The sequence below is a fragment of the Pedobacter psychrodurus genome, from assembly GCF_032678585.1.
GTDB lineage: Bacteria > Bacteroidota > Bacteroidia > Sphingobacteriales > Sphingobacteriaceae > Pedobacter > Pedobacter psychrodurus_A.
In genome coordinates, this window is sequence record NZ_JAVTSN010000044.1 from 49,941 (window position 1) to 62,330 (window position 12,390).

Consider the following 12,390-nt stretch of genomic DNA (forward strand, 5'->3'; position numbering starts at 1 on the left):
AAAATAATGGTTCGTGGAGACACGAACCATGGCGGAGAAAATTATAAATATAAGCCTCGGTTCGTGTCTTCACGAACCGAAACAAAAATTAAACATAATGATGAGAAAGTTTTTGAACCCACTTATACTGCTAACCTTACTGATTACCTCAGTAAGCGCATTCAGTCAAACAAAAGATATTGTTGTACCAGAAGAAATCCTGATTAAGGCTAAAGAATGGACATCGGCATTAAATTTAACCGATGCGGCTAAAAAATCTGCTGTCGAAAATGTAATTGCTCTTCATTTAACGACCATTAGAGATTGGCATAACGACCATCCTTCATCAACAGTTCCTGACGGGATAAACCCAGTTACAGGCAATAAATTAAGCGATTTAGACAAACAGATTATTGCCGATTCTGCTATGCCTTCAACTGTTCATCAGGCTTTAATGGATGGTTTGAGAAAAAACTTAACGCCAGAGCAGGTTGAAACAATCTTAGATAAATACACCATTGGAAAAGTTGAATTCACGATGAAAGGTTATAAAGCAATCGTTCCCGACTTAACTGCTGATGAAGAAGCCAAAATTTTAGCTTTTTTGAAACAGGCCAGAGAACAAGCTATTGATTATAAAAGCATGAAAGAAATTTCTGCCATTTTCGAAATTTATAAAACCAAATCAGAACAATTACTCAATAACAACGGACGCAGCTGGAGAGCGCTTTATAGTGCGTATACTAAAAAAATAAAAGAAGCAAAGGTAAAACAGTAATCGATATCTCGTCATTGCGAGGAGGTACGACGAAGCAATCTTTCTAATCAGGATAGATTGCTTCAGCTGAAGAAAAATCAGCTCGCAATGACGGCAACTAAAAATAACATGTTCAAAAAGATTTTAACTATATCAATTGTATTATTTGCTTTGGGTGCGCAAGCCCAGGTGGAAAAATGGCAAACTGGAATTATAAAACAGGAGTTTCTATACGATAAAGCACCATTCCCGTCTTGCCATTCTGCTACAATAGCCGAAACGTCGACAGGTTTAGTGGCTTCATTTTTTGGCGGAACAAAAGAACGGAATCCCGATGTAGAGATCTACATCAGCCGTTATGTAGATGGCAAATGGTTGGCGCCGTTTTCGGTTGCCAATGGTATCCAACCGGAAGGTAAAAGATTACCTACATGGAATCCTGTTTTATATCAGGTTCCGGGTGGAGATTTGTTGTTGTTTTATAAAATCGGACCAAAACCATCTGAATGGTGGGGAATGATGCGAACTTCGAAAGATGGTGGAAAAACCTGGTCTGAAGCCACGAAATTACCTGATGGTTATATCGGTCCCGTTAAAAACAAGCCGGTTTTATTAAGCAATGGAAATCTTTTCGCACCATCAAGCAAGGAGGGCGATGGTTGGAAAATTCATTTTGAGGTAACCAAAGATAATGGCAAAACCTGGAGAACAGTTGGCCCATTGCCAGAAAATGGAATTAAAGCCATCCAACCGAGCATTTTGCAATATGGAAATGGAAAATTGCAGATTCTGGCCAGAACAGCCAACCGTGCGATTGTAGAATCGTGGTCTACTGATAACGGAGAAACCTGGTCGGCATTAACCAAAACCACATTGCCAAATAACAATTCAGGTACAGATGCGGTAACCATGAGAGATGGTCGACAGGTATTGGTATACAACCATGTTTTACCTCCAGGCGATTTAGCAAAAGGACCCCGTACTCCTTTAAACGTTTCTATTTCTAAGGATGGAAAAGAATGGTCTGCAGCTTTGATTTTAGAAGATTCACCGATCAGTCAGTATTCTTATCCTGCTGTTATTCAAACTTCTGATGGTTTGTTACACTTCATTTATACCTGGAGAAGAGAGAAAATCAAACATGTGGTAGTTGATCCCTCCAAGTTAAAATTGAAGAAAATTGTAAATGGTGTTTGGCCAAAACTGAAAGGTTATACTGCTCCTGTGATTACCGAAACTAAAAGCGAGGAGGGTTAAGATGATAAATGTAGCGAAATACGTCATTGCAAACAGTACGCAGTGCTGCCGAGAAATTTTAGGTAAGGGAACTCGTCCCCCTTCGGAGGGGGCAGGGGGCGGATTTTTTAGGGAGGTGTATTTAATGGTCATCTTTTTATTCGCATTTACAAATCTCTCCGCCCAGACCCAAAATACCGATAATCTTTATAAAAAGCCCCTTGTAGAAGTTTTGAAAGAGATTCAAACGCGTTTTAAAGTACAGATTAAATACGCCGAACCGCAGGTAAAAGACAAATGGGTAAACTATGCCGATTGGCGTTTCCGGGCTGATGTAGACCAAACGCTTACTAATGTGCTTAGTCCTTTGGACATGAAGGTAAACAAGGAAAAACCTGGTGTTTACAAATTAAAGGAATACGAATATTACCGTTGGGAAGTTCAGGATGGTTGGGCCTATTTAGATAGTTTGGCCACGAAATACCACGACCAGGCAAGTTGGGAAAAACGTAAGGCAGAAATTAAACCCGAATTATACAAAGCATTACTCTTATCGCCATTACCAGCAAAACCAAATTCAAAACCGATTGTGACAGCGAAAAGAATCTTCGATGGATATTCGGTAGAAAATATGGCGTTAGAAATTTTGCCTGGTGTATGGATTAATGGTTCATTATATAAACCATTGAACTTTAAAGGAAAAATCCCCTTGGTTTTAAGTCCCGACGGACATTGGGAAAAACAACGTTACAGACCCGATTGCCAGATCCGTTGCGCCATGATTGCCAAAATGGGCGCAATGGCCTTTAGTTACGATTTATTTGCCTGGGGCGAATCCATGTTACAGTTTAAATATGAAGACCACCGCAAAAGTCTGGCGCAAACCGTTCAAACTTTGGGTGGCATCAGAATTTTAGATTATTTCTCGTCTTTAAAGGAGACAGATACCACCAGAATCGGAATCAGCGGTGGTTCGGGTGCTGGAAGCCATTCTATTTTGATGACGGCTATGGACAACCGGATTAAACTAAGCGCACCAGTAGTAGCCATGTCATCTTACTTTTATGGTGGCTGCCCATGCGAAAGTGGAATGCCAATTCATCAATGTGGTGGAGGAACCGATAACGTAGAATTGGCCGCAATGGCTGCTCCCCGTCCACAATTATTGGTTTCGGATGGCAGCGATTGGACGGCACACACGCCCGAACACGATTTTCCTTACCTGCAAAAAATGTACAGTTATTATGGCGTGAAAGATAAAGTCGAAAATATTCATCTCCCTGATGAAAAGCATGATTTTGGCATCAATAAGCGCATTGCATTGTACGATTTCCTGATTAAAAACTTTAAGTTAAATGCTGTTGTAGTTAAAGATAAAAACGGCAAGTATGATGAGAGAAAGGTAACTATAGAAAAGGAAAACGCCCTGTATGTTTTCGGCGATAAAGGTGAGAAATTACCAAAAAATGCGGTCATGGGCTTTGAAAAACTGGAGAAATTATTCCCTTTAAGCACGAGTAAGTAGGAGTTATGTTACATCAAAATAGAAGATCATTTATTGGCAATATAGCCTTGCTAACAGGTGTTTTAATGGTACCCAATCAATTGCTTTTTGCAGGAGAAAAGAAGAACCGTTTCAAAGTTGCAGTAATTGATTTAATGATTCTGAAAAGACAGAAAATCAGTGCCCTGCCACTTACAAAAGAGATCGGTGCAGATGGTTTGGAAATTGATATGGGTGGCTTGGGAGATAGAGAGACCTTTGATAATAAATTGGCCGATCCCAAAATTAGACAAGAATATTTGGCTAAGGCAAAAGAATTAAATCTGGAAATCTGTTCATTGGCCATGACCGGATTTTACGCACAATCATTTGCCAAACGACCAACTTATCAGAAAATGATCCAAGATTGTTTGGACACCGCTAAAGCAATGAATATTAAAGTGGTATTTCTGCCTTTGGGTATTCAGGGAGACTTGGTTAAAAACCCAGAACTACGCGAGCCTATTGTGGAAAGGTTAAAAGTGGCTGGGAAAATGGCATCAAAAGCTGGAATTACCATCGGAATTGAAAGTGCTTTGGATGCAAAAGGCGAATTACAATTACTAAAAGATATAGATTCTAAGCATGTCAAAAGTTATTTCAATTTCTCTAATGCCATAAAAAACGGGCGGGATCTACATAAAGAATTAAGGATTTTGGGCAAGAAAAATATTGTTCAAATCCACGCTACAAATGAAGATGGCGTTTGGTTGCAGAATGATCCAAAGATGAATTTGAATAAGGTAAAGGAAACCTTAGATGATATGTGCTGGAGCGGATGGCTGGTGGTAGAACGAAGCCGCGATGCTAAGCAGCCTACAAATGTGAAATATAATTTTTCAGCCAATACCAGCTATTTGAAATCAATTTTTCAAGCTAAATAGTATAGATATAATGAAATACTCTTTGAAAAGAATTTATCTTTTTTATCATGCATCGGTACTTGGAGACACGTACCGGGGCGGTATACCAATGCCTTGGTTCGTGCCTCCACGAACCAACCAATTTAAACCATTTTACATCCTGTTCATTCTCTTGTCGTTACTCTGCCTGAAAGCAAGTGCGATAGATATTTATGTTTCCAAAAATGGCGCTGATAATAACACAGGAACGAAAGAAAAGCCTTTGGCAACACTTCATTCGGCTATTAGAAAAGCCCGCGAATTGCGGCGTTTAAATGATGTTTCCATCAAGGGTGGCATCCGGATTATTATGGACAAAGGTGTTTATCAATTGCACGAACCTGTTGTTCTTCGTCCGGAAGACTCCGGCACAAAAGATCGTCCTACGGAGATTATTGCAAATGAAACGGTTGTTTTGAGTGGCGGGGTAAATGTAAAAGGCTGGAAAAAACTGATTAAAGCAATTGATGGCTTACCAAAAGAAGCTGTAGGCAAAGTTTGGGTTACTGCTATTCCCAATTTCGATGGAAGTGATCTCCAGTTCAGGCAGCTTTGGGTAAATGGGAATAAAGCCATCCGTGCGAAAAACTATGATGGCGAAGAAATGGGCAGGATATTATCCTGGGATTCTGAAAAACAGACCTGTATAATTCCCCTTCAAAAAAACATCAATTTAACTAATATCAAGGGGATGGAAATGCTCATTCACCAGTGGTGGGCCATTGCGAATCTCCGTGTTAAATCGGCTAAGGTGATTGGCAATACCGCTGAGCTTTCTTTTATGCAACCCGAAAGCAGGATTCAATCAGAGCATCCCTGGCCAGCGCCATGGATTTCGGAGAAAACAGGTAATTCTGCATTTTATCTAAGCAATGCAATTCAATTTTTGAATGAACCGGGGGAGTGGTTTGAAGATTTACTAAACCATAAACTTTATTACTGGCCAAAAGCATCTGAAAACATGCAAAATGCTGAAGTTGTTGCTCCTGCCTTAGAGAATCTTATTAAAATCGAGGGAACGATGGATCAACCAGTTTCTTTTGTAAATTTCAAAGGTATTTCATTTGAACATTCCACCTGGTTGCGGCCATCAAAACAAGGTCATGTGCCACACCAGGCCGGTATGTATATGCTTGACGCCTATAAATTGGAGAAGGCCGGTACGCCAGATAAACCAACTTTAGAAAATCAAGCTTGGGTCGGGCGACCTGCTGCAGCTGTACAAGTGAGTTATGCAAATAATACCTCCTTCCAATCCTGTCGTTTTGTACATCTTGCCGCTACAGGTTTAGATTACCACAAAGGAACTGCAGACAACGAAATCAAAGGGAATTTATTCAAAGATATTGGTGGCTCGGCCATTTTAATCGGAACTTTTTCTGATGAGGCCGTTGAAGTACATCTGCCATATTATCCGACAGATAAAAGGGAGATTTCGAAGAATAACACTATCGAAAATAACCTGGTCACGGATGTTACCAACGAAGATTGGGGCGCGGTCGGTATTGGCGCAGGTTATGTTCGGGGTATTAAGATTCTGCATAACGAGATCAGTGATGTTTCCTATTCGGGCATCAGTATGGGTTGGGGCTGGACGAAAACAAAAAATGTGATGGAAAATAATACCGTTAGTGGCAATAAGATCCACCATTACGGCAAACACCTGTACGATGTAGCTGGGATTTATACCTTATCTGCTCAACCCCGATCCTCCATCACCGAAAATGTGGTAGATAGCATTTACAAAGCGCCATATTCGCATTTACCCGATCATTGGTTCTATCTGTATACCGATGAGGGTTCTTCTTACATCACCATCAAGAACAACTGGACACCAACAGAAAAGTATCTTCAAAATGCCAACGGACCAGACAATTTATGGGAAAACAACGGACCAAAGGTAGCTGATCAGATTAAACAGCGCGCTGGTTTGGAAAAGCCCTTTCAATATTTACTGCGTGAAAAGGCGAACTATTCGGAAAAAGGGATTAATCAGGCTGTAGATCTATCTGTTGTATTCGAACTGATCTTTAAATCGGATAATCTTCCTGACAACAACGCCTTAAAAACTTTTGCCAAAGAAAATAACCTTTTGGCCAGTTCAATTTATAAATGGGAAAATCGATTGGTGATTTATACTTCAAGTTTAAAGGTGGAAAGTTTAAAACAAACTTTAAAACGCTTAAACGCCAAGGATATCAAGTTGTACGATAACCTTTTTTACGATTTTAACATAGAAAAAAACTGTGGTGATAAACCAGCAACAGAATGGGACAACGTCATTTTATCGGCCAATCTGGTCAAAGATGAAAAAATGCAAAAAGAATATCTGGCCTATCACAAAACACAATTCGAAAAATGGCCGGAAATCTCAAAAGGATTCTGTAACGCAGAATTTCAACGTTTGGCCATTTTTAAGAATGACCGCCAATTAATGCTGATCATCAGTATCCCTAAAGGAAAAAAGTTAGATGATTTGAATCCAAAAACCACCGAAAACAATCCAAAGGTGGATGAATGGAATGCCATCATGAAAAAATATCAGGAAGGAATTGAAGGCACAAAACCGGATGAGGTTTGGGTATTCTTTAAACCGATAGAATAAATAATATATAGGTTTTGTCATTCTGAACGCAGTGAAGAATCTGCAAGCGATAGAATGCAATCACTGATGCAGCAGGAACAAAAGTATATAAGTTAAGTAGGCTAGTGCAATTCTATCAAAGATTCTTCACTGCGTTCAGAATGACAACAATTATTTAAAAAAACAATAACGCTTAGAAAAAATAATATCATGTTAAGATTAGGGATTTTAGGTTTAGGAGAGGGCAGGAGCACAATTTCTGCATCATTGTCAAGTAGGAAGTTTAAACTTATCCAAATTTGCGACGCCAATAAAAAGCTTTGCGAAGAACGGGCATTAGAATTCGATTTTAAAAACTGGACAACCCATTACGAGGATATGTTAAACAGTGATAAAATAGATATGATTGCGATTTATACGCCAGACCACTTGCATTTCGAACATATTAAATTAGCGCTCGAACATGGAAAACATGTGGTTTGCACCAAGCCATTTATCGATGATCTGGCTCAGGCCAATGAACTTTTAGAACTTGCCAGGAAATCAAGAAAAAAGATTTTTGTGGGTCAGAGTTCACGCTTTTTTGAACCTGCAAAACGTCAAAAGAAAGATTTTGATGAAGGTTTGATTGGCGAGTTAATCACAATAGAAAGTTACTACCATGCCGATCACCGCTGGTTTTTAGAAAAAGGCTGGTCGTTAAAACAATCGTTTAAATGGCTATATGGCGGATTAAGCCATCCAGTTGATTTTATCAGGTGGTATATGCCTGATATTGAAGAAGTAATGGGTTATGGCATGTTGAGCAGTAACGGTTTAAAAGCCGGATTGAAAAACCAGGATACCATGCACTTTATTTTCAAGGCAAAAGATGGCCGGATTGCAAGGGTTAGCGGCGCTTATACAGGGCCAACGCAACCTGCAAGTCGTGATAGTGGCATGAGTTGTATTCTACGCGGAACTGAAGGTGCTAGTCAGGCCGATTACCACGAACTTCGTTATTCGGTGACCACAAAAACCGGTGAAGAAAAAATCATTACCTGGGGCGATGCTACCTTAAAACATTATTTCCGTTTCGAAGGACAAAGCCACCATGCAGGAGAATACCAGAACTACCTGGATTATTTCGCAGACAGCATCAATAATAATTTTACCGCTTATCCTGATTTAAAAGAAGGTATCGGAACTGTAGCATTGCTACAAGCGATGGATCAGTCATTGGAAACAGGTTTGCCGGTAAAAGTTGATGAAATTTTGAAAGCAAATCACATCACACGGGAATCGATAGGGTTGTAGAAAAAACATCGTCATTGCGAGGCACGAAGCAATCTATTTTGTATGAAAGATTGCTTCGTCGTACCTCCTCGCAATGACGAAAATTAATGCTCCGTGAATTCCGTGATTCCGTGGGAAAAACTAAAAGAAAACTAACCAAATGGGAAACATTATAGAACGTTTAACCAGTTTAGATTATTTCATTGTCATCGCATATCTCATAATCTTAATGATCATTGGGTATCGGGCCAGTTTTTCAAAAAAGAAAAACGATGATGAAACCTTATTTCTGGCCAATAAATCACTAAATTGGAGCAGTATTGGTTTTAATATGTGGGGTACTAACGTTGGTCCATCTATGCTATTGGCTTTTGCCAGCATTGGTTACAGTACGGGTATTGTAGCGGTAAATTTTGATTGGTATGCCTTTATATTTTTATTCTTACTGGCCATTGTTTTTGCGCCAAAATACCTTGCCGCCAAAGTGAGTACCATGCCCGAATTTATGGGCAACCGTTATGGCGATTCTACTCAAAACATTCTGGCCTGGTATGCCTTGGTTAAAATTTTAATCTCATGGTTGTCGCTGGGTTTATTTGCCGGAGGATTTTTAGTCCGCCAGATTTTGGGCATCCCGATGTGGCAATCGGTTACCGTGTTGGTAGCCTTTGCCGGACTGTTCACCTATTTTGGTGGTTTAAAAGCCATTGCCAAAGTGAATGTATTCCAGATGATTTTATTGATAGCTGTTTCGCTATCCTTAATGCTTTTAGGCTTAAACAAAGTGGGTGGCATCTCCGCCCTGTATGCTAAAACACCACATCATTTCTGGAATTTAATTCAGCCCGCAACTGATCCAAAATATCCCTGGTATGCCATTCTATTGGGTTACCCTGTGGCTGCTGTAGCTTTTTTCTGTACCGATCAATCGATGGTTCAATCTGTTTTGGGCGCTAAAGATTTAAAGCAGGGGCAATTGGGCGTAAGTTTCATCGGCTGGTTAAAAATCCTTTCGTTACCATTGTTTATTGGTACAGGCATACTTTGTTATGTGCTGTTTCCAGGTTTGAAAGACCCAAACGAAGCGTATATGACCATGGTCACCAATTTATTTCCTCCGGGTATGAACGGTTTGGTTATCGTGGTGTTAATCGCGGTATTGGTGGGTACAATCGGATCATCTTTAAACTCGTTAAGTACCGTTTTTACCATGGATATTTATGTAAAGAAAATCAACCCCAAGGCAAGTAACAAACAGATTATCCGCATCGGCCGCTGGGCAGTTGTGGCAGGTTGTATTTTTGCTGTTGTGGTGGTTTTGGCCATTGATAATATTAAAGGATTGAATTTATTTGATGTTTTTCAATCGGTTTTAGGTTTTATCGCGCCGCCATTATCAGTTGTCTTTTTGCTCACCGTTTTTTGGAAAAAAACCACAAGAAAAGCTGTGAATTTTACACTTTCAATTGGCTCTATTTTAAGTTTAGGCACTGGTGTGACTTATCTGTGGGTTTTACCTCCAGATCAATATACTTTTTGGCCACATTACCTGATGTTATCGTTCTTCATTTTCACTGGCCTATTAATCATTGCAGTACTAATTTCTTTATTTGATCGATCACCAAGTATTTATACCGTTAATGAAGAACATCAGGCCAATATTGAAAAGCCGCAAAGAGTAGTTTGGATCTCCTGGATGGCTTTGGCGTTGGTAATGGTGGCGCTCTACCTCTTCTTTAATGGACATTAAAATGTGAACCACAGATAAAAAGGATCGACACACCTGCCCAGCCGTCCAGGCGGGGATATAAAATCTGTGCTTATCTGTGTCCATCTGTGGCTAAAAATTCAATAATATGAAAAACTTAAAAAAAATAATCCTACTCATCATTTTTACCTTCTCGGCAGCCCAAACTTTCGCCCAAAAGGCCTCGTGGATCTGGTATCCTGGCGATTTCGACATCTACATGAGCAACGTGATGCAGAACCGCAGAACGGAAAGAGGTTCGTTTTTTCCTGTATTCTGGAAAATGGACAGTCATTATGTTTTGGTTGATTTTCATAAGGAATTCAATTTGGTTCAACCAGAAGAAATAAAGCTATTTGTAGAAGGAACTTACAATGTAAAAATTGATGGTCAGGCCATTTCTGGTTTTCCAAAAAGTATTCAAATTCCTGCAGGAAAACACAAATTGAGTTTAAAGGTGTATAATCAGGCACATGTTCCGGCAATTTTTGTTCAAGGCAAAACCGTGGTTTCAGATGAAAGCTGGGTAACTACTTTCGAAGATAAAGAATGGATTGATGCCAGTGGAAAAACCTCGGATAAATCGGGAACTACTTTTGTTTCGGCAGGTTCATGGAATTTAACCGATCCAGCTAAACTTCCCTCGCAATTTAAATTGCCAGTAATACCACAATCAGCAGTTAAAACAGAAAAAATAAATCAGGGTTCTATTGCTGATTTTGGAAAAGAGACTTTTGGATTTATTAAAGTGCACGGTTTGAAAGGAAAAGGAAAATTGAGTATTTATTATGGCGAATCAAGAGAAGAAGCCTTATCAACAGATAAATGTGAGACCCTGGATTATCTTGATATCGATCTGGAACAAAAAAAAGACTCTATTATGCCGCTTTCAAAGGCTTTCAGGTATGTGAATTATCAATCTGAAGGTTCGGTGTCGGCTGATTCTGTTTCCATGTTGTACGAATATGCGCCTGTAACGGAGCGTGGGAGTTTTAAATCTTCAGATGCCGAACTCAATAAAATCTACGATGTTGCTAAATACACGTTTCATTTAAATACCCGTGAGTTTTTTATCGATGGGATAAAACGCGACCGGTGGGTATGGAGCGGTGATGCCTACCAAAGTTATTTAATGAATTATTATTCGTTTTTTGATGCACCAACCGTAAAACGGACTTTGCTGGCTCAGCGTGGCAAAGATCCGGTAACGGCACACATCAATACCATCATGGATTACTCTTTCTATTGGTTTTTAGGGCTTTACGATTATTACAAATTCACTGGCGACCAAAAATTTTTGCAGGATGTTTATCCGCGAATGCAATCGCTTATGACCTATATCGACGGAAGAAAGAATAAAAACGGATTATTGGAATGGATGCCGGGCGATTGGATTTTTATCGATTGGGCCGATAAACTAAGTAAAGATGGTGAAGTGAGTTTCGAGCAGCTTTTGTACGCCCGAAGCTTAGAAACAATGGCTTTGTGTGCTAAATTGGCGAATGATACAACAGGCATGGCCAAATACGATAAACAGGCAAAAGAATTGAAGAAGAAAATTTTCGAACTTTACTGGAACCAGAACAAAAGTGCTTTGGTACACAGCCGCATTGATGATCAACAAACGGATAATGTAACCCGATACGCCAATATGTTCGGGATTTTTTTTGATTATTTCACGCCAGAACAAAAAATGGCTGTTAAAAAGAATGTATTACTGAACGATCAGATTGCCAAAATCACTACACCATATATGCGCTTTTACGAACTGGAAGCTTTATGCGCCATGGGCGAACAACCTTACGTACTTAAGGAAATGAAAAATTATTGGGGTGGCATGTTAAAATTGGGTGCAACATCTTTTTGGGAAGAGTATAACCCCGATAAAAAGGGAACCGAACATTTGGCCATGTATGGCAGACCTTTCGGAAAAAGCCTTTGTCATGCCTGGGGAGCAAGTCCGATTTATTTATTGGGTAAATATTATTTGGGTGTGCAACCTACCAGCCCAGGGTACGAAAACTACAGCGTTGAGCCAAATTTAGGTGGTTTAGCATGGATGGAAGGAAAAGTACCGACGGCTCATGGTGATATTTCAGTATTTTGCAGCAAAAAAGAAATCAGGATTTCCTCTTCAACTGGACTAGGGAAATTAAGAATTAAAAGTAAAACCAAACCTGTTGTAAAAGATGCTGAGGTGAAAGAAATTTCGAAAGGAATTTATGAGGTAACGATTGAAAAGGGAAGAGAGTATCAGGTGAAATACTCAGCATAGTTTCGTCATTGCGAGAAGGCTTCTTCAGCCGACGAAGCAATCTTACTACTATGGGTTATAGCGATCGCGTTAAGATTGCTTCGTCATTCTTC

General features: G+C 39.7%; 8 protein-coding genes. All 8 read left to right on the forward strand.

What is annotated here, in order from left to right; genetic code table 11:
• The first annotated feature begins 97 nt into the window (after window positions 1–97).
• The gene (locus R2S57_RS23875) at window positions 98–757 is read left to right on the forward strand and encodes a DUF3826 domain-containing protein (RefSeq protein WP_316847433.1); all 660 of its coding nucleotides are present in this window, start codon (window positions 98–100) and stop codon (window positions 755–757) included.
• A 108-nt stretch (window positions 758–865) separates the two neighbouring features.
• On the forward strand, window positions 866–1,993 hold the full coding sequence (locus R2S57_RS23880; RefSeq protein ID WP_316847434.1) for a sialidase family protein: 1,128 nt from the start codon (window positions 866–868) through the stop codon (window positions 1,991–1,993).
• 1 nt (window position 1,994) lies between these two features.
• Complete coding sequence (locus R2S57_RS23885) at window positions 1,995–3,497, forward strand: acetylxylan esterase (protein WP_316847435.1); 1,503 nt, start codon at window positions 1,995–1,997, stop codon at window positions 3,495–3,497.
• Window positions 3,498–3,502: 5 nt separating this feature from the next.
• Window positions 3,503–4,399: a sugar phosphate isomerase/epimerase family protein gene (locus R2S57_RS23890; RefSeq protein ID WP_316847436.1), complete on the forward strand. Its 897-nt coding sequence runs from the start codon at window positions 3,503–3,505 to the stop codon at window positions 4,397–4,399.
• Window positions 4,400–4,409: 10 nt separating this feature from the next.
• Entirely contained in the window at window positions 4,410–7,022 is a 2,613-nt protein-coding gene (locus R2S57_RS23895) for a right-handed parallel beta-helix repeat-containing protein (RefSeq protein ID WP_316847437.1), read from the forward strand.
• 189 nt (window positions 7,023–7,211) lie between these two features.
• A complete protein-coding gene (locus R2S57_RS23900; protein WP_316847438.1) occupies window positions 7,212–8,297 on the forward strand; it encodes a Gfo/Idh/MocA family oxidoreductase in 1,086 nt (361 codons plus the stop codon).
• Between the two features lie 139 nt (window positions 8,298–8,436).
• On the forward strand, window positions 8,437–10,026 hold the full coding sequence (locus R2S57_RS23905; RefSeq protein WP_316847439.1) for a sodium:solute symporter family transporter: 1,590 nt from the start codon (window positions 8,437–8,439) through the stop codon (window positions 10,024–10,026).
• 106 nt (window positions 10,027–10,132) lie between these two features.
• Complete coding sequence (locus tag R2S57_RS23910) at window positions 10,133–12,298, forward strand: alpha-rhamnosidase (protein WP_316847440.1); 2,166 nt, start codon at window positions 10,133–10,135, stop codon at window positions 12,296–12,298.
• Window positions 12,299–12,390: the final 92 nt, after the last annotated feature.

Excerpts from the sequence above, each read along its gene's own strand:
- R2S57_RS23875 (WP_316847433.1), top strand. The coding sequence starts at position 98 with ATGATGAGAAAGTTTTTGAACCCACTTATACTGCTAACCTTACTGATT.
- R2S57_RS23880 (WP_316847434.1), top strand. The coding sequence starts at position 866 with ATGTTCAAAAAGATTTTAACTATATCAATTGTATTATTTGCTTTGGGT.
- R2S57_RS23885 (WP_316847435.1), top strand. The coding sequence starts at position 1,995 with ATGATAAATGTAGCGAAATACGTCATTGCAAACAGTACGCAGTGCTGC.
- R2S57_RS23890 (WP_316847436.1), top strand. The coding sequence starts at position 3,503 with ATGTTACATCAAAATAGAAGATCATTTATTGGCAATATAGCCTTGCTA.
- R2S57_RS23895 (WP_316847437.1), top strand. The coding sequence starts at position 4,410 with ATGAAATACTCTTTGAAAAGAATTTATCTTTTTTATCATGCATCGGTA.
- R2S57_RS23900 (WP_316847438.1), top strand. The coding sequence starts at position 7,212 with ATGTTAAGATTAGGGATTTTAGGTTTAGGAGAGGGCAGGAGCACAATT.
- R2S57_RS23905 (WP_316847439.1), top strand. The coding sequence starts at position 8,437 with ATGGGAAACATTATAGAACGTTTAACCAGTTTAGATTATTTCATTGTC.
- R2S57_RS23910 (WP_316847440.1), top strand. The coding sequence starts at position 10,133 with ATGAAAAACTTAAAAAAAATAATCCTACTCATCATTTTTACCTTCTCG.